Genomic DNA, 22,291 nt, shown 5'->3' with positions numbered 1-22,291 from the left:
ATCGGCTGTTAATTTTTAAAGAGCGTTACTGCGAGAAGCTTGGCTTTCTCAGCAGCGCTGCGTTTTCAGCAGCAGAGAAATGAGATTATGAACACTGTTTCGCAGTTCGTCAACAACTTTTTACTACATCGTTGCGACTGCGGGGTTCATCTTCCTTTCCCTTCTCCCGCGCCGCGTTACCGTTAGCGCGAAAGAGGCGTGATTGTAGGCATCTGCCCCGGCATGCGCAAGGGGTTTGTGACAGAAATTTTAAAAGCCCCCGTGCGCTGCCGCGCACGGGGGCTTTTAGCTTGATGAGACCAGTGTCACGGCCCGTGGAACCAGCTTGCACCCATCTACATATATAAGAGGAACACGCAGCCGCTCGACAGGACCCGCTTCGGCCATCGCCGCATAATCGGCATTGCTCGGACGAATGCCGCCCGAGCGCTGGGTCGAGCCCCCGCGACCGCGCCCCGCCCCAGACGGGCGACCACATGCGGGCGCCTTGTCGCCGCGCTCGACCACCACGCTCATGGACGCAACGCAAGATCAGGGCGTCCAGCGATAAACGGTGATGCTGTTGCCCTTGACGTTGTTCTTCGTGACCACGTACTCGCCGGTCGATCGACGGTATGCCCTGATGCCGTACATCGAATCGATCGCGCTGCTCGTGTCCACGGTCGAACTGCTGGTGTTGACCAGCGTGGCGTCGAGGTTGCCCGTCGCAAGGTTGAACGCGTCGACGTTCGGCCGGGCTTGCCCACTGCCGCTGAACCAGTAGCCGACGAAGAGATGGTTGCCGGCCGCGTCGATCGCCTTGGCGCCGGCACTGGTGAGGTTGATCACCGGATCGGGTGCGGTGGTGTTGCCCGCGCTCCAGCCGTGATACACCTCGATCCTCGTGCCTATCGACGTCCAGTCCGTACTCCCGACGATGCCCTGACCGAGAATCATCGTGTCGCTGTCGGCGAGGTAGATGATGCGCGTCAGCGGCTGGATGCTGTCGGGGATGCGGACCGGGACACCGGCCCCCCATGTCGGCTTGCCGCTGGCGTCAAAGCCGGCCAACGGGTAGTGGTAGATGGAACCGGTCTTGTCCAGACCGGCCCACACGCCGCCTGTGCTGTCGATGCAGAATCCGTTCGCGACCCGCCGGGTCGTCTGGAACGCGGGACCCGGAATCGATGCATCCGGAATCGCGATATAGCCGTTCGCCGCGTTGAAATGGAAAAAGTAAAAGGTCGACGGGTTCTGGCCAGCCGCCACGAGAATCCGGTGCGCGCCAACGGAAGCGAGTTGGCCGAAATGCTCGTCGCGCTGGACATCGCTCATGTTGATGCGTGGATCCGACGGGTAGGCAAACGGATCGACGGTATTCGCGACGAAGGTGCCTCCCGCGCTGCCGGTATGGATATTGGTGCCGCCATAGAACAACGCGCCATCCGTGGCCGGATCCGGCGCCGCGATGCCCTCGAAGTTGAGGGACTGAAGCGTCCACTGCAGGTTGCCGGCACCGTTATACGCGTGAATGTCCGTGCCACCGTTGCGGCCGAGGTCCCAACTACCGCCCCACGGATTGTTGAGCACATAGAGGTTGCCGGCGGTGTCCTTGCCGATGCCGGCAACGCGGGTAAAGCGCTTCGCGCCGACCTGGCCTTTGATTCCCGTCGTGGCGTCGAGATAACCGCCCCGAATGCCGAACGTATCGGTCAGCGCCGGCCGGCCCGAGATGTCGTAGCGTTTGATGTTCATGTCGGGGCCCTCGTCCCCGACCATGAGCTGCTTCGATGCCGCATCGAAATAAAGCGCCGACGGCTGCGATCCGCTCGGCATCTGGATGGTGTTCATCAAGGCGCCGCTCGGGCTGAACTCGACAATCGTGCCCGCACGCTTCTGCGCAACCCAGACGTTGCCTGCGCCATCCACGGCGAGCGCGCCCGGGCTCGAGACGTTGATGTCTCGCTGCCAGACTCCATTGGTCGTGAAGCTTCGCACGCGATTGCCATAGAAGTCGCTCGCGTAAAGGAGCGAGCCCGCCGTGGCAAGTCCGGTGACGACGTCGATCCGGGGCTGGTTGGTCGCCGCACTGATCTGAACAAGAAGATCGCGAGCCTTGGTGACGCGGTTGTATCGTCCCACCGCGCCGCTTCCGTACGACTTGCCGGGCTGAAGTGCGACGAAGATCGACGTCGCGTTGCCGGTGATCGCGCTGCCCTGAAACTCCGCATGCGTGCCGATCGAGCCGAGGCTCTTGCCGTTCTGGTAGATCGCGACACCGCCCTCGTACTCATCCCACATGGACGCCGTATAGATGACACCCTCGGGCGCGACCCACATCGAACGCGCGGTGTTACCCACGTGCGCGGCGAGGGTGCCATAGGTGTTCGCCAGCCAGTCGGTGGTGTTATACGCGTGACAGGCCGGCGCGATCGCAGCAATCGCTGCCGCGACGAGTGCAGCTCGAATTCGTTTTTTTTCGACCATCACCGATGCTCTCCTGAATATGGCAATTATTCGAATGAAAAGTTGCCCAGCCGAATTCCCCCTGAATCGGCGACCCGTAAAATATTCCACTTGATCATCCAATGCAGCCCGTATTACCGATAGCGCATCGTCGACAAACGACTAGCCGGGAATAATTTTCTTTAGCGCGAGACGAATAACGGGTAATTCGTTCCGCCTCTCGTGCAATGATTACGCACCGGAAATCCGGGAGTAGACGAGCCCCTGCAGACGCAGCATGCCCGGGCTTGCAGAAAGGATGACAACCATGAACTTACTCAGCTCGTTGCGCGTTGACAAGCTCATCGCGACTTTTCTGCTCAGCCAGCATGATCTGCTTTAGCCGATGACATAATTATTTCGACCGGCGCGCGACGATGACGAATATTTATTTATCTCGTAATGGGCACATCGTTCGAACGCGTCGGTGAATACCGATTGGGCGCATATCCCGCGCGCGACGAATTTCATCGACACCGGCGCAGGAATCAGGGAAATCAAGCGTTCATCTGCAGGAAGGCCGTCTCTTGTTCAAGGACAACATGTTGAAGCTGCGTGAGACAGCGGACGGCGACGCGAGAGCTCGACGGCAGTTCCCTTCGATAGTCAGCGCTTACGAATCAACACTTCGGATGTGAGCGCATCGCAGTTGTTCGCGCCCAGCATCGCCATGTTGCGATCTATTTCTTCCTGCAGCAGCCGGATGGCATGCGTCACGCCAGCCTCACCCGCGACGGCAGCCGCATAATTGAACGGGCGTCCCACGAACACCATGCGCGCGCCAAGCGCCAGTGCCTTGAGCACGTCCGCCCCTCGCCGAAAACCGCTGTCGATCATCACCGGATACTCATTGCCCACTGCGCGCACCACATCCTGCAGGATCCGCATCGGCGACGAAGCGCCGTCCAGCTGGCGACCGCCATGATTGGAAAGAATGATCCCGTCAGCGCCAGCCTCGCGCGCGATGACGGCATCCTCGACGCTCAGGATGCCCTTGATGACAAGCTCGCCTTTCCATTGCTGTCGAATGCGCGTCAGGTGTTCCCAGTTGAGGTGGTCGCGAGCGGAGAAATCCCGCAGCACGTTGGCGGAGAGGATCGGCGCGCCGCGTGTCGCAAAGGAATTCTCGAAGTGGGGCATGCCGTGCGTGGCCAGCGTCCGTGCGAAGGTACCCAGCAGCCAGCGCGGCCGCGTCAGCCCATCCCAGCAAAGGCGCAGACTGGGGCGCAGCGGAGTAGAGAATCCCGCGCGGACATTATTTTCGCGGTTGGCCGACACGGGAATGTCCACGGTGATCACCAGCGTCCTGTAGCCGGCGCGCGCAATGCGCTCGAGCAGCGCGCTGATGCGGCCGTGATCGCCCGGCAGGTATGCCTGAAACCATGTTCCCGGCGCAGCCGCAGCAACGTCTTCCAACGGAATAAGCGATGAGCCGCTCATGATGGAGACAATCCCGGCCTCCTTCGCCGCACGTGCGAGCACGACGTCGCCTCGATATGTCGACAGCGCATTGATGCCCATCGGCGCAATGCCGAACGGCGAAGCAAAACGCTGACCGAACAATTCAACCGTCTGTTGCCGTTGGGAAACGTCGCGCAGTACGCGAGTCAGCAACCGATATTCATCGAACACCGCGCGGTTGTCGTCCAGGGTGCGGTTGTCTTCCGCAGCACCGCTGACGTATCCGAAGATCGGACGCGGCAAGATACGCCGCGCCCTGGCCTCGAAGTCTTGCAGGCTCAGCACGTTTCGCAACGCACGGGGCGACACGCTGGCGCTGGCCACAGGTTGGCGCGCTTCCGTGATTCGAGAAGTAACGGTGGTCATCAATGAATTTCCCTGAAACGACGGTGCCATTCTAGGTAGCCGCATCATCGAATAAAAGCGATAATATTCAAACGAAATCGTTCGATAAAAGTGAAATACATTGGCGACTCCAACCTTCAAGCAACTGGATGCGTTCTACTGGGCGGCGACCTCCGCGAATTTCGCGACCGCGGCGCAACGGCTCAACCTGTCCATTTCCTCGTTGTCCAAGCGGATCAACGAGCTGGAGCAGGCCACGGGGCGCGTGCTGTTCGACCGTAGCGGCCATCGGGCCGTATTGACGGCGGATGGAGAGACGTTGCTGCCTGCCGCGATTCGGGTGCTCGAATCCGTGGCCGCGTTGCAGCATGCATTTGCGGAAGACAAAGGATTGACCGGTCGCCTGAGCTTTGGCGTGGGCGAGCTGTCCGCGTTGACCTGGCTGCCGCGATTCGTGGCAGCCGTCCAGAAGTTGCATCCGGAATTGACGCTGGAGCCGTACGTCGACGTCGGCGCAGTGCTCGAACACAAAGTCGACGCGGGAGAGCTCGACTTCGCGGTGATAGCGGGTCGTTCGTCGCGCGGCAGCATCCTGTCGCAACGGGTGACAGAGGCCCGGTTCGCGTGGATGGCTTCGGAGAAACTGGTCGGCCGCGAACGCACGTTGACGCCCGCGTTGCTGGAGAAACACCCGCTCGTCACGTTACCCGCCGGAGCCGGCACGACGCACGTGCTGGACGAGTGGTTGCTGGCGACTGGCGTCAATCATGCCCGGCGTATCACCTGCAACAACTGGAGTGCCTTGGCGGGCATGATGCGCGAAGGTGTCGGCATCGGCTTTCTGCCTGCCGACTGGGCCGCCACGCAAATGGGCGCCGCGCTGGTGCGATTGGCGAGCAAGCCCGCGTTGTCGCCGCTTCCCTATGCGTTTCAGTGGCGGCGCGGTGACATGCGCGGACTGATTCCATCGATGCTGGCGCTGGTGCGGCAGCATGCGGATTTTCGCTAGCCCGACGTTTGGCGCCCGGGCGTGGCACTCAATCCTGATCGATGCATGAGACTTTCTTCGGATCGGGCATCCACAGATAGCACAGCAGCGACACGAGCACGCACGCGGACACATACCAGAAGAACCAGGATTCGTGCCCGATGCTCTTGGTCCACAGTGCGATGTACTCGGCCGTGCCGCCAAACAGCGACACCGTGATGGCATAAGGCAACCCCACGCCCAGTGCGCGGATGCCGACCGGGAACAGTTCGGCCTTGGCCACCGCGCTGACGGACGAATACAGGCTGACGATCAGCAGCGCAGCCACGATCAGCAAGAGTGCGCCCCCGACGCTCTGAACCCTCGTCAGCTCGTGGAAGATCGGCACGGTACATACCGTTCCCAGTACGCCAAAGGCGATCAGCAGCGGGCGGCGGCCGATCCTGTCCGACAGACTGCCGAACACCGGCTGCAGCAACACGAACACGATCAGGCTGATGACCGACACCATGGAAGCATCGGCCTTGCTCATCCCCGCGCTATTGACTAGAAACTTCTGCATGTACGTCGTGTACGCGTAGAACGCGACCGTGCCGCCAAGCGTCAGACCTGCGACGATCAGGCACTCGCGCTTGTGCTTGAACAACGCTGCAACGGAAGGCGGCGGACGCTTGTTCTTGCGGGCCAGTTCGAAGGATTCGGTTTCCTCCATGTTACGGCGCAACAGGATTGCCGCACCGGACGCCATGGCGCCGATCAGGAAGGGGATACGCCAGCCCCAGCTTTCCAGCTGCTCGGTGGTCAGGAAACACTGCTGAAGCACCACGAGCACGGCCATCGCCAGCAACTGACCGAGCGAGAGCGTCGCGAAAAGGAAGCTCGAGTAGAAGCCGCGGTTCGTCTTGTCGGCCATTTCGCTCAGGTAAGTGGCCGAGCTCGCGTACTCGCCGCCAAGGCTCAACCCCTGCAGGAGACGCGCTGCGACCAACAGAATCGGCGCCGCCAGCCCAATGCTGTTGTAGCCGGGCGTCAGGCCGATGATCAGGGAGCCTGCGCACATCGCCAGCACCGAAACGAGCAAGGCTGCCTTGCGCCCCTTGCGATCGGCATAGAGGCCGACCAGCCAGCCGCCGATCGGACGCATGACGAATCCGACGGCGAAGATGGCCGCGGTATTGAGCAACTGTACCGTCTGGCTTCCGCTCGGGAAGAAGACCTTGGCGAAATACAGCGAAAAGGCCGAATACACGTACCAGTCGTAATACTCGATGAGATTCCCCACCGAGCCGCTGAAAATGGAACGAAGGTGCGCGAATGTCCCGGTCTGCGGGACGCCTTCGGTCGTTGCGATGTGGCTGGCTTTAGACACGTCAAGTCTCCAGTTTCGATTATTTCAATTGCGCGTGTGGACAGCCGACGACGGCGTGCAATTGGGTGCCGTGAGAGTAAACGGAGGCCCTGAGCCACGAAAAGCGAAAAAATTTGAACGAATTCGTTCGCTAAATTGAAACACCGAAAGCGCGTGACTGTCAGGATGGAACGGACCGGGCAACCGTCGACGCACGGCGCACGGTCCCCATCAGCGGCCAGCCTGTCAACGCAACGCTCACCGCTGGAAAGCCCTGCGTATATCCGCGCAGCAATCGAACGGATGTTGCGTGACGCTGTCGCCACCTATACGAGGCGCGGCCATCCGCACGGCTGCATGGTGGTATCCGCCGCCACCAACTGTGCGGCCGAGAACGAAGGTGTCATGGAATGGCTGGCCGCACATCGGCGCGCACGCACGCGATCGATCGCCGAGCGCTTGCAGTTGGCAACCGAGCAAGGGCAGCTCGTGCCGGGAACCGACGTCAACGCGTTGGCCGATTTCTACGCGACCCAACTGCACGGCATCTCGGTTCAGACCCGCGATGGGGTTTCAAAGGAGCGCCTGCTGGCATCCATCGGACCGGCCATGATGCCGCTGGTGATGGCTGCACGTGTCATGGTGTGACCTGCTGCGTTGTAGTGGAGACAAAAGGGATCTCAGGTGCGTTGCCCAGAGCGCGCCTGGCTCCATTTCACCCGCTCGATCAGTCTGCCGAAATACTCAATCCATGTCTATTCGACCGCCACCGACGTAGGCCTTGCTTCTGCTGCCGGAAAGAGTATCCACGCCACCAGCGACAACGCGCCCGCGCAGGACCAGACTGCCACCCAGTTGTTGGCGCGGCCAAGCAGATGCGGAATCACAGCCGGTGTCAGGAAATACGCAATAAACACCAATGTGTTGGCGAGTCCCAACGCCGTGCCTGCGCGCTCGGCCCCGGCCTGCGACGCGAGTTCGGCATAGGCAACCCCATGCCACGCAGAGATCACGACGCCGGCCAGTGCAACGGCAGCCATCACCAGTGACGCCGGAGCAGCGAATTGCATAGCACTGCATACTGCCAACGGAACGAAGCTTGCTGCCGCGAACAGCGTGGAGCTGCGCAGCCATTCCTGCCGATTGCGATTCCGGTCGGTCGCGCGACCGCTCCAGATCCGGGCCACCATTGCACCGACCTGCACGACACATAGCGTAAGCGAAATACCTTGCAGACCGACATGAATCGCGTCATGCAGGAACACCGACGTGAAACTCAGAATCGCGAACTGTGGTGCACATAGCACGCCAATCGCAAATGCGACACGCCATACGCGAAAGGAGCGCAACGGGCTGCGAACTGATTTGGACGGTAGATCGTTCGAATGGGGAGATATCTCCGGCGGTTCATGCAGCCACCACCACGTCAATACGGCCGACGTGCCGCACAATGCGGCGAGTACGCCGTAGACCCAGTCGAAGCCCGCGTGGACTGCGAGGGTTGGCAGCAGTAGCGCACCCAGCCCGCCACCCAGCGGCACGGCGGTCTGGCGGATGCTCATCGCCAGACCGCGTTCGTTCTCGTGAAACCAACGCATGATCGCGCGCCCGCTGGCACCGTTTACGCTGCCGCCCGCGACACCCGCCAGCCCCATGCAGACCATCGCTGCGAACAGCGACGGGATGCCATGCGGCCCCGGCGCGATGAATAGCGCAGCGATCAACAGAATCAGCGCTGTCGCAGAGAGGCCGAACAGCAGGACGCGCCGGTCTCCCCAGCGATCCGCCGCGGCGCCCCACGGCAACTCCGAGAGCGCGATGCCAATGCCGAGCGAGCCGAGAAGCAGACCGAGCCCCGCGTTATCGAGCCGATATGCGCTGCGCAGCCATACCGCGGTGGCGGGCAGGCCATTGGCTGCGGCCATGAAACTCGCATTGGCCACCACACCGACTCCCAGCACTTTCCATCGATGCGCTCGCGCCAATCGCGGTCGATTCACAACAGGACCGCCGTCAGAAGAATAGCAGCAAGATTCTTGCACTGCAGTGGCCTCGAATTCAGGTTGACGAGGCCGCAGTATTGCAAGCAGTATCGATCTGGAAAATCGGAAAATTCAGGATCAATAGTTTCAAAATTCGGGACGATTGAACGGTGAGATTGAATCTGGACGTGGCGGCGCTGCGCAGTCTGGTGGCAGGGGTGGAACTGGGCAGCTTTGCACGCGCAGCTGATCTGGTGGGACGCTCGACGTCGGCAGTGAGTGCGCAGCTACACAAGCTCGAAGATACGATCGGCGTGCCGTTGTTTCGCAAGTCGGGCCGTACGCTCGCACTGACCGAAGCAGGCGAGCTGATGCTCAACTACGCACGCCAGATCATTGCGCTGAACGACGAGGCTGCGGCTGCAGTGCGCGGTGTGGATTTGTCGGGCGGCGTGCGGCTGGGCGTGCAGGAAGAGTTTGGCGAGGCCATTCTGGCGAACGTACTGGAACAATTTGCGCGCGCGCATCCGAAGGTGCATATCGAAGCCGTTATCGCACGCAACCATGGCTTGTTCGAACTGATCGAAACGCATGCACTGGATCTGGCCTTGGTGTGGGGCGACCCGAGCCATGATCGCCCGTCATGGACGACCCAGGCCACCGTGGTCAGCGAGTTTCCTCTCTGCTGGATAGGTTCGGCGACCAGCCCGTGGAAACGCCCGTCCCGCGAACCTGTTCCTCTTGCGGTATTTGATAGCCGCTGCGTATTCCACACGACTGCAACGGAAGCACTGGACCGTGCCGGCATTGCATGGCGCGTGTCTTTCAAAAGCCCCAATCTTGGTGGCCTGTGGGCGGCAGCAGCGGCAGGGCTTGGTTTGGTTGTGCGTACCGCTTACCAGTTGCCTGCATCTGTACGACAGCTCGATGCAACAGTCGGATTGCCTCCGCTTGGAACGATTTCGCTCACGTTGTTGCGCGCATCACCGCAAGTCTCTCCCGTGACGAAGCGTTTGCACGACATCATGCTGGACGCATTGGGCGTGGAATACTCGTAAGCGTGCCGGCGCGACCTACGATTCGGTTGCGCAGGTCGGGCGCCCGCTTCCGAAGCTGCGCATCGTGGTCGCGACCTGGGTAGCGAAGCGTTCGACAATGCGTTGTTGTACCTGCACCATGTCGGCATATCCTCCCGGTGCCGCTTCATGGATGCGCGTGCTGCATGAAATGCGCGTGCCTTGCGTCTCCTGCTGCACGCCGACAACCCAGTCGGCTTCGAACTGCGCCACGCGCCCTGGCCACGCATCGAAGCGGCGCACCTGCGCCCGGACGCTCAGCACGGTCTGATTCGCGGGACGTGGAAGGCCCGTGAGATTGCGCGCGCCAAGTTGCTCGACGAGCGCCGAAGCGAGCGCTGCGCGCAGCTCATCGCCAAGCGGGGCGACCCAACGTTCATTGTCAGGATGCCGAGCAATCCGACCTCGATCATGCTCCATGGACGCAGCGCGACGACCACGCGCATCAGCATGCCGAACGCGGGGGCGCGATGTCCCGCGCGGGCAAATGCCAATATCCAGATCAGGGACGCGATCTGCAGGAACGGCACCACCACGATGGCAAGGGCCGCGGGAATCGCGATCGGCGCGGCAACGCCGTGAGCGAGCGCGATCGCGGATTGCCACAGGGTGGTCTCGCTATGCAGCCCTTCCAGGCTGATACGCATGATCGGGCTGAGGTTGGCGATGGTGAAGACCACGCCAGCCGCAACCGCCAATGCGAGCCACCGGTCGATATTCAACCAGCTGGATCGAAACAGAACGGCCGAACATCGTTCGCAGCGCGCCACCTCGTGAGACGCGAGCGAGCAGCGCCGATAGACGCTGTCACAGTGCTCGCAGGCAATCAAGGTGGGAAACGTGTCCATACAGTGAGTCGATAAATGGGTCGCAACGATGCTTCTCACGCATGCGTACCCGATGAGGCGATTCGCAGTTTGCGTGGCATCAGTGGACGTCCTCATGACGTTTGATGAAGATTCGATCGATATTTGATAGAAGATTTAGATAAGCACTCCGTATTCTCCCGATCCTCTCCACACACAAACAATCTGTTACGACAATGGCGAACCAGGATTGGACGCCAGTGCTATCTTTCGCCGAAAGCTCGTTGAAATGAAGTTGAATCAAAGAAAGACTTGGGTACTGGATTGGAGAAAAGGAAGAACATGCGCATTTGGAAAAAGGTCGTCCCTGCATTCATCGTCGCGCTTGCTGGTGCGACTGCTCTGCCGGCCGCTGCCGACAATTGGGACAACGCGCTCGGCGGCGCGCTGGGTGGCGTTGCGGGCGCAACCGTCGGCGACGCGCTTGGCGGCCGTACCGGCGCGGTGATTGGCGGCACGATTGGGGGTGGCGCCGGTGGCGCGATAGCAGCTACCGGTGATGATCGTGACGGGGCGATCATCGGCGGTGCGCTCGGCGGCGGCGCGGGCACCGTGGCGGGTCAGGCGATGGGTGGCCGCAACGGGGGCCTCCTCGGTGCGGCGGTCGGCGGCGGCGGCGGCGCGGCACTCGGCGGCAGTCTCGGGCGCAACGCGCGCGAGCGCGACCGCGAGCGTGACAATGAGCGCCGTTATCGCCGCAACAAGCATCGTTACGATGATGCTTACGACGAGTACTACGGATACTGAGCGTGTCTTTGACTGAAGGCGAACGCGTATGCGTGTGCGTTCCATTGGCAACGCGTTCGCTTGGCCCGAGGCCGGTCAAAAATTGGCGGAGGTCAAGATCGCACGCGATCTCCTCACCGAGAGTTTAGTCGGCATGAAGCCTCCGCCACTGCATCGGAGACAGCTCATACCTGCCCTTGAACGCTCGACTGAACGCGGCTTCGGACGTGTATCCGACCCGCCCGGCGATTTCGGATATCGGTGCACGGCTGTACCGCAGGAACTCCGCGGCCCGATCCAGGCGCCAGGTTGTCAGGTAACTCAATGGCGCCTGCCCCACGACCCGCTGGAAGCGATCTGCGAAAGCCGAGCGGGACAGATTCGACAACGCTGCGAGGTCATTGACGCTCCATGCCCGGCCGGGATCGGCATGAATGGCGGACATCGCCGGGTTGATGCGGTCATCGATCGCACCGGATAACCAGCCATGACCGACAGCGCCCTCGGTCGCCCACGTGCGTAGCATCTGGACAAAGATGACGTCGAGCAACCGCGAGATCATCGCGGCGGCGCCCGCGCGCGGATTCAGTGCCTCGTCGAGAATGAAATGACAGCTCAACTCCAGCCATTCGAAAGGTCGTTCTCGCAGACCTTTCAGGACCAGTACGGGTGGCAGCACGGACAGCAAGCGCTGCGACAACACACCGTCAAAACCGAATTCTCCGCACAACCATTTGGTATCCCCATTCCCGAGCGTCAGCCGCGTTCGATCATAGTGTTGTCGCGCCAGGTCCGTGAGGAGATTCGCCGGACGACCCGCCCGGTCGGATATCACGTGGCCATGACCATGCATCAGCAAGATCAGGTCTCCTTGCGACGCGTGGTACCGCTCCTCGAGCCCCTCCGCTTCGATCACCACGCTTCCGCTTCTGATGATGTGCAGCCGGGATTTGCCTGACGGAAACTTCATTCCGAAAGGTGCCGATGCCGCGCATGTGAAGACCGTGTTGCCGCGAACGCGGATCAACTCCAGCACGTCGGAAAAGGGGTCGCGCTTGAAGGCGAAAGGGTCTGCACAATCATCCGGTTCCGCCGGCGTTTCAGCAAAGAATTCAGGATTTTTCATCATGTTGCGTATCCGGATGGCCGTTATGATGGACGTATCATTCACATCGAACGGCGCCATGTCAAAGACTATTGATCAGGTGCGCGGCGCGTGGGTAACCACGGCGTGCCGGACCGGTTTCAAGACACTGGCGAGGTAAAGGGCCGCATAGACGCGGCTCCACCGCGGGGAATGCCCTCCTGGCGCCACTACAACAAATTCTGCAGTCCAAATTTTTCGCCTGATCGCAGGTCGGGAAGATCCGACTCGTCAATCAGCCACTCCGGCGTCACCGATTCGGCGTGGTGGCGAAGCCGTACGCGCAGTCATGCCAGTGTGCTTTGTTTAAAGGGAGTATTGACGATGTTTGAACAAATCAAGAGCCGGACCGGGATTTCGAGATTTTTTTGCGGTTCTTTATTGCTTGCCAGCTTGTTGATCACCGCCACGGCCTGCTCCAACCAGTCCACGGCACAAGCCGCAACTGATTTGCCGTCCGGCAATCCCGCATCGACAAATACGGGAAGCCAGCCGATTTCCCACCCCAAGACCATCGTGTTCATTCACGGCATGTTCATGACGCCGAAGGCGTGGGATAACTGGCAGGCGTATTTTCAGAAGTCGGGTTATAAAACCATCGCGCCTGCGTGGCCTCTGCATGATGGAACGCTCGAACAGCAACGATCGCCGGAAGCCCAGGCCGCATTGGGCAAGCTGACGCTTGACGAGGTGGTGGAAAGTTATCGGCAGGTTCTGCGTCAACTCCCGGAGAAACCCATTGTGATCGGGCATTCCATGGGCGGACTGGTCGCGCAGAAGCTGCTGTCGGAAGGGTTGGCTGCAAAAGCGGTGGCAATCGATTCGGCGCCGCCGTCGGGCCTGATCGTGCCGAAGTGGTCGTTTATCAAGAGCAATTGGCCGGTTATCAGCCCGTTTGCGAATGTCGACCAGCCGTATGCGCCGTCGTTCGAAGATTTTAATTACGCCTTTGCCAATTGCCTTCCGGAAGCCGAGGCGCAGCAACTTTACCGCGACTATGGCGTTCCCGAGTCACGCCGGGTCGGACGCGGAACAAGCGAGAAAGTGGCGGAGATCGATTTCAGCAAGCCTCATGGACCTTTGTTGATGATTGCTGGCGAAGACGATCACATTATCCCGGCTGCGCTCAATCTCAAGAATTTCAAGAAATACAGCGATCCATCCTCAGTAACCGATTTCCATCAGTTTGAAGGTCAATGCCATGCGCTGATCGTGAATCAGAAATGGCAGGACGTGGCCAGCTATGTCAAGGGCTGGCTGGACAACCATTAAGTCAGGCATCACGCTGCAGACGCGTTCGTACAGCGATTCCCCCAAGGAACTGGATATGGAAAATAAAGACGTGAGTACTTCCGGCAAGTGCCCTGTCATGCATGGCGGCGTAACGTCGGCAGGCAAGTCGAACATGGATTGGTGGCCCAACGCGCTGAACCTCGACATCCTGCATCAGCACGACACCCGGACCAACCCGATGGGGGCTTCGTTCGACTATCGGGATGAAGTCAAAAAGCTCGATGTCGATGCGCTGAAAAACGACCTCAAGGCGTTGATGACCGACAGCCAGGACTGGTGGCCCGCGGACTGGGGCCACTACGGCGGCCTGATGATCCGCATGGCCTGGCACTCGGCAGGCACCTACCGCGTCGCGGATGGCCGAGGCGGTGGCGGTACCGGAAATCAGCGGTTTGCCCCGCTGAATTCCTGGCCTGACAACGGCAACCTGGACAAGGCGCGTCGCCTGCTGTGGCCGATCAAGAAGAAGTACGGCAACAAGCTGAGCTGGGCCGACCTGATCATCCTGGCAGGCACCGTGGCCTATGAATCGATGGGGTTGAAGACCTTCGGTTTCGCGTTTGGCCGTGAAGACATCTGGCATCCGGAAAAGGACATTTACTGGGGCGCCGAAAAGGCGTGGCTCGCTCCGACGGACAATCCCGACAGCCGCTACTCCGGCGAGCGCGACCTGGAAAACCCGCTTGCGGCGGTGATGATGGGTCTGATTTACGTGAATCCCGAAGGCGTCGATGGCAAGCCCGATCCGCTGAAGACCGCTCACGACGTGCGCGTGACCTTCGCACGCATGGCAATGAACGACGAGGAAACCGTCGCCCTGACCGCTGGCGGCCACACGGTCGGCAAATCGCACGGCAATGGCAACCCAGCCAATCTCGGCCCGGCACCGGAAGGCGCCGACCTGGACGAACAGGGGTTGGGCTGGGTCAACCACACCAGCCGCGGTATCGGTCGCGACTCGGTCACCAGCGGCATCGAAGGCGCGTGGACCACTCACCCGACGAAGTGGGACAACGGCTATTTCGATATGCTCCTCAACCACGAGTGGTCGTTGCAGAAGTCGCCGGCCGGGGCCTGGCAGTGGGAGCCGGTCGATATCGACGAAGCCGATATGCCGGTCGACGTCGAGGATCCGTCGGTCCGCTGCAAGCCGATCATGACCGACGCCGATATGGCGATGAAGCTCGATCCCGAGTACCGCAAGATTGCGGAACGGTTCCACCAGGATCCCGCGTACTTCTCGGAGGTTTTTGCCCGGGCCTGGTTCAAGCTCACGCACCGGGACATGGGGCCCAAGTCCCGCTACATCGGCCCGGATGTGCCGCAGGAAGACCTGATCTGGCAAGACCCGATTCCTGCGGGACGCAACGACTATGACGTGGCTGCGGTCAAGGCCCGGATCGTCGCCAGCGGCCTCGGCATCAGCGACATGGTGACGACCGCGTGGGACAGTGCCCGTACGTTCCGCGGCTCGGACAAGCGCGGTGGCGCCAACGGCGCGCGTATTCGCCTGGCTCCGCAAAAGGACTGGGAAGGCAACGAACCGGCACGTCTGGCCAACGTGCTGACCGTGCTGGAGAAAATTGCCGCCGATACTGGCGCCAGCGTTGCCGACGTGATCGTGCTGGCTGGAAACGTCGGTATCGAGCAGGCGGCCAAGGCTGCAGGCTTCGGCGTCACGGTGCCGTTCTCGCCGGGCCGCGGCGATGCGGACCAGGCACAAACCGACGCGCAGTCGTTCGACGTACTGGAACCTCTGGCTGACGGCTTCCGCAACTGGCTGAAGAAGGACTACGTGGCCAGCGCCGAGGAATTGCTGCTCGACCGCGCGCAATTGATGCGGCTGACGGCCTGCGAAATGACGGCCCTGGTCGGAGGCATGCGCGTGCTGGGTACCAATTACGGCGGCACCGCGCATGGCGTGTTCACGGATCGCCCCGGCGCTTTGACGAACGATTTCTTCGTCAATCTCACCGATATGGCCTATACCTGGAAACCGTCAAGGAAGAACCTGTACGAAATCCGCGATCGCAAGTCCGGTGCCATTAAATGGACGGCCACGCGGGTGGATCTGGTCTTCGGCTCGAACTCGGTGCTTCGTGCCTATGCGGAGGTCTATGCGCAGGACGACAACAACGAGAAGTTCGTCCGGGATTTCGTTGCGGCGTGGACCAAGGTGATGAACGCGGATCGGTTCGACCTCGCGTAATCCTGAACGCAGCATGGCCCCGCAGCGACAGTTCGCTGCGGGGCCATGCGCGTCAGCCTTTGTCGAGGCTTCCTGCTACAGGCGCGAGCGCCCAGTCGAGCGCGAAGTCGGCGACCTCCTCCCAGCCCTTCTCGCCGCAGGTGTAGTGACTGCGGCCTGCGAACAGCTTGTAAGCAGTGATCGCCCGCGATTGCGTTGCGTTCTTTTCGAAGTTCTCGTGCTGTACGGCCGGCGGCAGGATGTTGTCGTTGCCACCGGCGATGAAGAGCAGCGGTGCGCGATCGTTGTTGGCAAAGTTGCAGGTCGTCGCGGCGTTCGGGGTGACGTTCGCGAACCCGCCTTGAAACAGGATTCGCCCCGACACGGGAACGGCGTAGCGGTCGTAGACGACCTTCGATTCCTCGACGCTCAGGTTGTTTGTAAACGCGTAGTGAAAATCCGCCTCGGTGATCGGGACGGCGCGATGCAGGTTGGCGGGGTTGTGCAGGACCGGGAACGTCGCCTTGATCTCGCTGAAAGGAAGCGCCCATACCCCCTTCACCGCGGCACCGTCGATGGATACACCGGCTGCGCCGAAGCCCGCATCGAGGAGGAGCTGAACAAAGGCCCCGCCGAACGAGTGCCCCATGATGATCGGTTTCGTGTCGAGCGCAGCGATGACCTTGGCCAAGTGATCGTAGACCTCGCGCACGCCCAGATCCGCCAACGGCGACGGATCCCGCCGGAGTGCATCGACTCCGGCCGTACCCGGCTCGATCCCCGGGTACCCAGGGGTAATCACCTTCATTCCGCGCTGCTCGTAACGGGCGACCCAATGCTCCCACGACAACGGCGTCATCCAGAGACCGTGGATAAGTACGACCGTGTCTGTACGCGCTTCTGGCTGCATATGCGTGCTCCCATGACCGTTAGGTTAGGACAACCATGCCTGTGGCTCGTCGAGATTTTCGGAATGCGCCTGATGTTATCACCGGCGTGGCTGCCCGTTCATCAACGCTGAAGCCGAGTCTCCCGATGGCGAGATTCGCGAGGTCATTGACAAGCATAGGGCCTGGTTGCGCCAGAAGCTTGGTGCCGTGTGCCAGACGGCGGGAACCCCGAGCGCCACCCCGAACGGTGTGTGATCGGCCACCCGTTCAAACCGCCCCAGGCACGAGATCGTCCATCTGGTCGCGGAAGACGTCGTGAGCGTCAAGGATGCCGATACGGCCGTGTGCTGGGGCCCCGGCCTGCGCTGGGGCGTGATGGGTCCGAACCTGCTGTTCCATCTCGGCGGCGGACAAGGCGGCATCGAGCACTTCTTCGATCAGTTCACCGGCCCGATGACCGCCTGGTGGAAGGTGCTGGGCTCGCCGCAAATCACGCCAGACGTCCGGCGGAAAATGATCGACGGCGTTCAGGACGAGGTGGCCGGTCGATCGATCGACCAGTTGGCAGCTCGCCGCGACGAGGTGCTGCTCGGCCTGCTTTCCCTTCGAGCGGAAGAACGCTAACGCATCCGACGGCCGCCGGGTGTATCACGGCGGCCCATCCGCGGGACTGGTTCGCCGGACGCTTGCGACTCGCGCCTGAAATTCGCGCTTGCAACGCTACTGCACGGGGCCGGGCAGGCTCCGGGGAGGCGGCGGTGGCACGTGGGCGCCTGACTGTCCAAACTGCGGCGCTGCAACCATATGGCCATAAATCGGCACACGGTGCCCCCGCGCATACATGCACTGCACGTAGGCCATATCGTAGCGGCGCTGCACGCCATGACCAGCGTATTGCGCGTTGCTGGCACCCACCGCAGAGCCGGTTAGCAGCCCTACCCCCGCTCCCACCGCGGCGCCGGAGCCGCCGTTGAAGGCTGCGCCAGCCGCCGCGCCCACTGCGGTGCCGACCGCCGCGCTGCCTACCGCGCTTTGCGTGCTCGCCTGCGCCGCGCTGACGCCTCCAACCTGGCCGAGCGCATACTGGCGGCAGCCAGCGTCATCGACCCGAAACTGATCGAAGCTCTTGCCGGTGCCGGGCAGCACCATCACATCGGGACCCGTCGGCATGGCCGTGCAGGCGGCAAGCATCAGCGCGGCCATGGAAATAAAGGATGACGAATCAAAGTCTCGCATGATCGCACCTGATCCTTCGGAAGTCAGTCCTTGGCCGGCGGCTGCGCCGGGACTTTGAGCCAGCCCCCCGGGCACGTCTGGACATAAGGGTAATACCCTTCGGGTTGCCCGCAGCGATACCAGTAATCCTGCTGCGCCACGTCGTCGGCCTGCTCGATGTACTCGGGCGGCGAGGTAGGCACTGCTACCACTTCGGGCGGAAAGTAGGCCGGATAGCCGAACGGATAGGGATAGCCGAAGGCAAAACCCGAGCCGATGAAGACCCTCGCATGAGAATGATGGAAGCCACGATGGCCTCCGTGGAAATGAGGATGATCGGCCAGCGCCGCACCGGTCCCCATGATTGCGGCTAGCACCAGTGCCAGCCGGCACAAGGTTCGCCCGTTCATGATTGCTGTCCTGACCCAACACATGCCCGCCCCGCACTCGGGCCGGGCTATTTCCATTGAATACCAAACCGGGGCGGGACGCAGGGGGGTGCGCACACGATGAAACGCGGCGTTACTGCTGTTACTTCCAGGACGTGCCGGCAAGCGGATGTAATCTTTCCCAAAGGCTTCTAGTGGCGCCGCCGCCGTGCCGGCACGCCCCGACTGCACGCGACGGTCACAGGATTGCGCGTCAGGTCAGGGCCGTCGCGTGTTAAAAGACGTACCCAATTTTCAGGTTGGTGACGATCGGATCGAGCTGGATGTCCGTTTCTGAAGTGATCGGTACGTCGCCACCCGATGTCATGTGCTTCGAGTGGAGCGTGGCGGTCAGGCTCCGAGGCATGTACGACGCGGAAATGCCCGCAAACCAGTGGCGATCGAAAGCGTAGTTGAATCCCAGGTTGAAGACCGGAGCCACCGAATTCGACGTCGAAGCATCACTCAGGCCGGGCAGAACCTGATTTCGGAACGCGTCGTTGGTGATTCTCGCATGCCAGCCGGCGCGTCGCGCCTCGAGCGCATGTCCGAGGCATCGCCCGCTCGTCTTCGGTGTCGATCATGAATGTCGGCAGAACCCTTCGTATCGCGCGGTGCTTCGTATCGGCCCGCGCTCGGCAGCGCTTCTACCGGCGGGCCGAGCGTGGCCCCGTCGAGCTCGCGTATCGCGAATTTGCCGCATGCGCCGAGCCGGCTACGCGGCCAGGCAGGCGAACTTCACGTGGAAAGTATGGTGATGTCGATACTGCATACCGGCAACGCCCGCGGAAAGATATGCCGCGTCGTCTTCGGCGGATACAGCACTCGGGCCCGGGAGCGCGCAACGATCTGCTCGCCGTCGACCCGAAAGTCCGGTCGCCGCGTCTCGACGCCGACCTGCGCGTAGTCGAGCAGCACGCACGGCACGCGCGGCAGCGACAGACGCCGCGCTGCCGCCAGCCGGTGATGCCCATCCATCACCGCGAAGCTTGCGCGTTCGAGCACGATCGGCGCAGTCCAGCGGCCGCTGCGCGCGATGCTGTCCAGCACTTCGAGCAAGCGTGTCTCGTCGTGTTCTTCGTTCGGCAGGATCCGTTCGGTCGGAATCAGTTCGATGGTCCAGGTGTCATGCTGCATGGCGCGATCCTTTGAAATCGATGTAAAGGAAATCAACCCGTGCGGCGCAGATACGACGACGCGATCTCACGCAGGTCGGGTGGTGCGAACAGGTCTGGATGCAAATACGCGGCGGCCTCGGCCAGCACCGCGTGACGCGCGATCGGACCAAACGATTCGATCCAGTGATCGCCGACTCGCACGATCCGCACGCGTCGCACGGCGATCAGGTGCCGCCACACCGGGTTCGCTTCGAAGCCGCGCGGCCCACCGTCGTCGTATACGAAGATCGTGTCCGGCTCCGCGATCAGCAGCGTCTCGAGGCTCATCTGGAACGCAGTGTTGTCGCGTCGCGACGGCAGCGGATTGCGCCCCGCAACGTTGACTCCGCCCAGCGCATTCAGTAGCGAGCAGGTCATGTTCTCGTCGTAGAACGCCCACGGTGCGGAGCCTGCTCCCCAGACGAACAGGTACCGCTGTGCGCGGCGCGACGCGATACGGGCGCGGAATGCCGCGCACACGCCGGCAAAGCGCCGGTTGAGTGCTGCGGCGGCCTCGGCCCGACCCAGCGCCGCGCCGACCAGCGCGACGCTGCGGTCGCTGTCCTCCCGGATCTCCAGATCGAGCGCGAGATACGGCGCGATCTGTTGCAGCCGCGCGGCGTTCGCTTCGGTGTAGCGCCGAATCGCGATGATCAGATCGGCATGCGCGCTCGCCAGCAACTCGAGACTCGGGCTTGCGCGCTGACCGAGGTCGATCACACGATCCATTCGATCGAGCAGATACGCGGGCCGGCGGCCGCGCACGAGGAACGTCGAAGCGACCGGTTGCACGCCGAGTGCGAGCGCCGCGTCGGCGCCGAAATACGAGATCGTCGCGAGCCGGCTTGGCGCGGCGTCGAAGCGCAGCGACTCGCCGCGATCGTCAAGCACGCTGTACGGGGCAGCCTGCGCCGCTGCACGAACAGGCCACGCCTGCATCGCCGCGAGCGATACAGGCAATGCGAGCGCTAGCGCGCGGCGCGTTCGATCAATCATTGGAGGCCCGTCCGGGAAGATCGGGAAAGCAGATAGAGAAAGAGCGGTGCACCGAAGAGCGCGGTGACGGCCCCCACTGGAATTTCGGCCGGAGCAATCACGACGCGCCCCGCCAGGTCGGCGAGCGCCGTGATGAGCGCGCCGCCGAGCAACGCGAACGGCGCCTGCCGCGCGAGCGGCCCGCCGACCGCGAGCCGTGCGAGATGCGGCGCGATCAGGCCGACGAATGCGATCGGGCCAGCAATCGCCACCGCGCAGGCGGCCGCGAAGCCGGCGTACACGATCGCGACAAGGCGCCAGCGCTCGACGTCGAGACCGACGCTCGCCGCCGCATCGTCGCCGAGCGACAGCACCTGCACCGCGGGCAGGACTGCCGGCAGCAGCGCAATCGTTGCCGCGGCCCACGGCGCGAGCAGCCACACGTGCTGCCAGCCGCGCGCGTACAGGTTGCCGGACAGCCAGGTGAGCAGCACTTCGACGCGGCTCGAGCCCCAGCCCGCCAGAATCGTCATCGCGACCGCATACAGTGCGGCGCTGACCGCAACACCCATCAGGATCAGCCTGAACGGCGCCGTGCCGTTGCGCCACGCGAGCGCATGAACGCCGAGCGCCGCACCGACGCCGCCCAGCAGCGCGACGACCGGCATCCACGTCACGTCGTATGCGTCGAGCCGGCTGCTGTCGAGCGAACCGGAAAAGTTCGCGACGAGCAGCAGCACCATCACGCCGAGCGTTGCGCCGGACGACACGCCGATCACCCCGGGCTCCGCAAGCGGATTGCGCAGCGCGGCCTGCAGCACGAGCCCGCTCGCCGCGAGTTGCGCGCCAATCATCAGCGCCAGCAGCACGCGCGGCATGCGCAGCTCCCACAGCACGAATGCGGCGTCGTGTGCGCCGTCGCGATGGATCAACGCCTGCACCGCGGCCGTCAACGGGAAGTCGGCCGCGCCGAATCGCACCGAGAGCATGATCGTGACTGCCAGCGCCGCCGCCCCGCCCGCGCCGCGCATGATTGCGCGTAGCCAGATCGCGCGTCGCGCGCCCGCGTCACGGTCACGTACCGACCGGTTCGAACCGCTCGTCATGACGCTGCTCCTTCGTCGCGCCGGATCATCGCGATCAGCAGCGGTGTCGCAACCAGCGCGGTCAGGAAGCCGACCGGCAGCTCGCGCGGCGCCGCAACCGTGCGTGCGACGAGATCCGCGGCCGCGACGAGCAGCGCGCCGGCCAGCGCGGTGGCGAAGAGGGTTCGCCGATACCCGCCGCCGAGCACGAGACGCGCCAGTTGCGGCACGCACAGCCCGACGAAACCAACCGGCCCCGCAATTGCGACCACCGATGCCGACAGCGCGACGGCGACACCGCCGAGTATCAGACGCCAGCGCAGCACATCGAGGCCGATGCTCTGCGCGGCTTCGTCGCCGAGCGCAAGCGTGTCGAGCACGCACGCGCCTGCGAATGCGGCGGCCAGGCCTGCGAACGTCCACGGTGCCACCATCGCGACCTGCTGCCAGCCGACGCCCGCGAGGCCGCCGGCCAGCCAGTAGAACAACGGGCCGGCCTGCGGGCCCGCCGCGATCATCAACGAAATGACGCCCGCGCTACCGAGCGCGGCGATCGTCGTGCCGGCCAGCGAAAGGCGCAGCGGCGACAGGCGCGCGCGCCATGCAAGCGCAAACGTGAGCGTGGCCGCCCCGCCGCCAA

Annotated in this window: 20 protein-coding genes and 2 pseudogenes; 7 read left to right on the top strand and 15 right to left on the bottom strand. The window is 62.6% G+C overall.

The features are described 5' to 3' along the window. Nucleotides 1-531 precede the first annotated feature (531 nt). A complete protein-coding gene (locus tag G3N94_RS29570; protein ID WP_205796400.1) occupies nucleotides 532-2,466 on the bottom strand; it encodes an SMP-30/gluconolactonase/LRE family protein in 1,935 nt (644 codons plus the stop codon). Nucleotides 2,467-3,090: 624 nt separating this feature from the next. After that, nucleotides 3,091-4,311 (bottom strand): alpha-hydroxy acid oxidase, encoded by a 1,221-nt coding sequence (locus G3N94_RS29565; protein WP_205796398.1) that lies wholly within the window; start codon nucleotides 4,309-4,311, stop codon nucleotides 3,091-3,093. A gap of 100 nt (nucleotides 4,312-4,411) precedes the next feature. On the opposite strand from G3N94_RS29565, the gene G3N94_RS29560 reads away from it, so the two are divergent. Further along, a complete protein-coding gene (locus tag G3N94_RS29560) occupies nucleotides 4,412-5,299 on the top strand; it encodes a LysR family transcriptional regulator (protein WP_205796396.1) in 888 nt (295 codons plus the stop codon). A 28-nt stretch (nucleotides 5,300-5,327) separates the two neighbouring features. Here G3N94_RS29560 and G3N94_RS29555 read toward each other — a convergent pair. Then, nucleotides 5,328-6,584: pseudogene (locus G3N94_RS29555) on the bottom strand (MFS transporter); the annotation flags it as partial. 324 nt (nucleotides 6,585-6,908) lie between these two features. Here G3N94_RS29555 and G3N94_RS29550 point away from each other — a divergent pair. Then, nucleotides 6,909-7,274 (top strand): annotated as a pseudogene (locus G3N94_RS29550) (TetR/AcrR family transcriptional regulator); the annotation flags it as partial. Nucleotides 7,275-7,381: 107 nt separating this feature from the next. Here G3N94_RS29550 and G3N94_RS29545 read toward each other — a convergent pair. Further along, the gene (locus tag G3N94_RS29545; RefSeq protein WP_205796392.1) at nucleotides 7,382-8,551 is read right to left on the bottom strand and encodes an MFS transporter; all 1,170 of its coding nucleotides are present in this window, start codon (nucleotides 8,549-8,551) and stop codon (nucleotides 7,382-7,384) included. 227 nt (nucleotides 8,552-8,778) lie between these two features. Between G3N94_RS29545 and G3N94_RS29540 the strand changes: the two genes are divergently transcribed. After that, on the top strand, nucleotides 8,779-9,666 hold the full coding sequence (locus G3N94_RS29540; RefSeq protein WP_205796390.1) for a LysR substrate-binding domain-containing protein: 888 nt from the start codon (nucleotides 8,779-8,781) through the stop codon (nucleotides 9,664-9,666). Nucleotides 9,667-9,681: 15 nt separating this feature from the next. Here the strand turns inward: G3N94_RS29540 and G3N94_RS29535 are convergent, their stop codons facing one another. Both G3N94_RS29535 and G3N94_RS29530 read right to left on the bottom strand, forming a co-directional pair. Beyond that, on the bottom strand, nucleotides 9,682-10,032 hold the full coding sequence (locus G3N94_RS29535) for an ABC-type transport auxiliary lipoprotein family protein (RefSeq protein WP_241022137.1): 351 nt from the start codon (nucleotides 10,030-10,032) through the stop codon (nucleotides 9,682-9,684). Further along, nucleotides 9,942-10,532 (bottom strand): paraquat-inducible protein A, encoded by a 591-nt coding sequence (locus G3N94_RS29530; protein WP_205796388.1) that lies wholly within the window; start codon nucleotides 10,530-10,532, stop codon nucleotides 9,942-9,944. The genes G3N94_RS29535 and G3N94_RS29530 overlap by 91 nt, the downstream gene beginning before the upstream one ends. Before the next feature lie 306 nt (nucleotides 10,533-10,838). On the opposite strand from G3N94_RS29530, the gene G3N94_RS29525 reads away from it, so the two are divergent. Further along, on the top strand, nucleotides 10,839-11,297 hold the full coding sequence (locus G3N94_RS29525) for a hypothetical protein (protein WP_205796404.1): 459 nt from the start codon (nucleotides 10,839-10,841) through the stop codon (nucleotides 11,295-11,297). 124 nt (nucleotides 11,298-11,421) lie between these two features. Here G3N94_RS29525 and G3N94_RS29520 read toward each other — a convergent pair whose 3' ends face one another. Further along, nucleotides 11,422-12,405, bottom strand: coding sequence for an AraC family transcriptional regulator (locus G3N94_RS29520; protein ID WP_205796386.1), 984 nt, complete (start codon nucleotides 12,403-12,405; stop codon nucleotides 11,422-11,424). A gap of 339 nt (nucleotides 12,406-12,744) precedes the next feature. Here G3N94_RS29520 and G3N94_RS29515 point away from each other — a divergent pair, with 339 nt between their 5' ends. Together G3N94_RS29515 and katG are read left to right on the top strand one after the other, a co-directional pair. Beyond that, nucleotides 12,745-13,692: an alpha/beta hydrolase gene (locus G3N94_RS29515; RefSeq protein WP_205796384.1), complete on the top strand. Its 948-nt coding sequence runs from the start codon at nucleotides 12,745-12,747 to the stop codon at nucleotides 13,690-13,692. Nucleotides 13,693-13,747: 55 nt separating this feature from the next. Beyond that, complete coding sequence (gene katG, locus G3N94_RS29510; protein ID WP_205796383.1) at nucleotides 13,748-15,922, top strand: catalase/peroxidase HPI; 2,175 nt, start codon at nucleotides 13,748-13,750, stop codon at nucleotides 15,920-15,922. Between the two features lie 52 nt (nucleotides 15,923-15,974). Here the strand turns inward: katG and G3N94_RS29505 are convergent, their stop codons facing one another. Next, nucleotides 15,975-16,811, bottom strand: coding sequence for an alpha/beta hydrolase (locus tag G3N94_RS29505; protein ID WP_205796382.1), 837 nt, complete (start codon nucleotides 16,809-16,811; stop codon nucleotides 15,975-15,977). 295 nt (nucleotides 16,812-17,106) lie between these two features. Here G3N94_RS29505 and G3N94_RS29500 point away from each other — a divergent pair, with 295 nt between their 5' ends. Then, on the top strand, nucleotides 17,107-17,415 hold the full coding sequence (locus tag G3N94_RS29500; protein ID WP_346778743.1) for a hypothetical protein: 309 nt from the start codon (nucleotides 17,107-17,109) through the stop codon (nucleotides 17,413-17,415). Between the two features lie 96 nt (nucleotides 17,416-17,511). On the opposite strand, the gene G3N94_RS29495 is transcribed toward G3N94_RS29500, so the two are convergent. The 7 genes from G3N94_RS29495 to G3N94_RS29465 form a co-directional block, all read right to left on the bottom strand. Then, entirely contained in the window at nucleotides 17,512-18,027 is a 516-nt protein-coding gene (locus G3N94_RS29495) for a YMGG-like glycine zipper-containing protein (RefSeq protein WP_205796380.1), read from the bottom strand. 23 nt (nucleotides 18,028-18,050) lie between these two features. Next, the gene (locus G3N94_RS29490; protein ID WP_205796378.1) at nucleotides 18,051-18,416 is read right to left on the bottom strand and encodes a hypothetical protein; all 366 of its coding nucleotides are present in this window, start codon (nucleotides 18,414-18,416) and stop codon (nucleotides 18,051-18,053) included. A gap of 253 nt (nucleotides 18,417-18,669) precedes the next feature. Further along, nucleotides 18,670-18,912, bottom strand: coding sequence for an OmpW family outer membrane protein (locus G3N94_RS29485; protein ID WP_277398579.1), 243 nt, complete (start codon nucleotides 18,910-18,912; stop codon nucleotides 18,670-18,672). Between the two features lie 260 nt (nucleotides 18,913-19,172). Beyond that, the gene (locus tag G3N94_RS29480) at nucleotides 19,173-19,571 is read right to left on the bottom strand and encodes a ParB N-terminal domain-containing protein (protein ID WP_205796376.1); all 399 of its coding nucleotides are present in this window, start codon (nucleotides 19,569-19,571) and stop codon (nucleotides 19,173-19,175) included. A 32-nt stretch (nucleotides 19,572-19,603) separates the two neighbouring features. Continuing rightward, entirely contained in the window at nucleotides 19,604-20,587 is a 984-nt protein-coding gene (locus tag G3N94_RS29475) for an ABC transporter substrate-binding protein (RefSeq protein ID WP_205796374.1), read from the bottom strand. Continuing rightward, nucleotides 20,584-21,672: an iron ABC transporter permease gene (locus G3N94_RS29470; protein ID WP_205796372.1), complete on the bottom strand. Its 1,089-nt coding sequence runs from the start codon at nucleotides 21,670-21,672 to the stop codon at nucleotides 20,584-20,586. The genes G3N94_RS29475 and G3N94_RS29470 overlap by 4 nt, the downstream gene beginning before the upstream one ends. Next, nucleotides 21,669-22,291, bottom strand: a 623-nt coding sequence (locus G3N94_RS29465; RefSeq protein WP_205796370.1) for an iron chelate uptake ABC transporter family permease subunit, incomplete at its 5' end; no start/stop codon positions are given. The genes G3N94_RS29465 and G3N94_RS29470, both read right to left, overlap by 4 nt.

It is taken from the genome of Burkholderia sp. Ac-20353 (assembly GCF_017104785.1).
Classification (GTDB): Bacteria; Pseudomonadota; Gammaproteobacteria; order Burkholderiales; family Burkholderiaceae; genus Burkholderia.
This window is presented reverse-complemented; position numbering and strand designations above follow the sequence as displayed.

Coding starts and splice junctions, on each gene's coding strand:
- G3N94_RS29545 (WP_205796392.1), bottom strand. CDS start 8,551: ATGGCCGCAGCCAATGGCCTGCCCGCCACCGCGGTATGGCTGCGCAGC.
- G3N94_RS29475 (WP_205796374.1), bottom strand. CDS start 20,587: ATGATTGATCGAACGCGCCGCGCGCTAGCGCTCGCATTGCCTGTATCG.
- G3N94_RS29495 (WP_205796380.1), bottom strand. CDS start 18,027: ATGCGAGACTTTGATTCGTCATCCTTTATTTCCATGGCCGCGCTGATG.
- G3N94_RS29520 (WP_205796386.1), bottom strand. CDS start 12,405: ATGATGAAAAATCCTGAATTCTTTGCTGAAACGCCGGCGGAACCGGAT.
- G3N94_RS29530 (WP_205796388.1), bottom strand. CDS start 10,532: ATGGACACGTTTCCCACCTTGATTGCCTGCGAGCACTGTGACAGCGTC.
- katG (WP_205796383.1), top strand. CDS start 13,748: ATGGAAAATAAAGACGTGAGTACTTCCGGCAAGTGCCCTGTCATGCAT.
- G3N94_RS29505 (WP_205796382.1), bottom strand. CDS start 16,811: ATGCAGCCAGAAGCGCGTACAGACACGGTCGTACTTATCCACGGTCTC.
- G3N94_RS29565 (WP_205796398.1), bottom strand. CDS start 4,311: ATGACCACCGTTACTTCTCGAATCACGGAAGCGCGCCAACCTGTGGCC.
- G3N94_RS29490 (WP_205796378.1), bottom strand. CDS start 18,416: ATGAACGGGCGAACCTTGTGCCGGCTGGCACTGGTGCTAGCCGCAATC.
- G3N94_RS29570 (WP_205796400.1), bottom strand. CDS start 2,466: ATGGTCGAAAAAAAACGAATTCGAGCTGCACTCGTCGCGGCAGCGATT.
- G3N94_RS29515 (WP_205796384.1), top strand. CDS start 12,745: ATGTTTGAACAAATCAAGAGCCGGACCGGGATTTCGAGATTTTTTTGC.
- G3N94_RS29470 (WP_205796372.1), bottom strand. CDS start 21,672: ATGACGAGCGGTTCGAACCGGTCGGTACGTGACCGTGACGCGGGCGCG.
- G3N94_RS29480 (WP_205796376.1), bottom strand. CDS start 19,571: ATGCAGCATGACACCTGGACCATCGAACTGATTCCGACCGAACGGATC.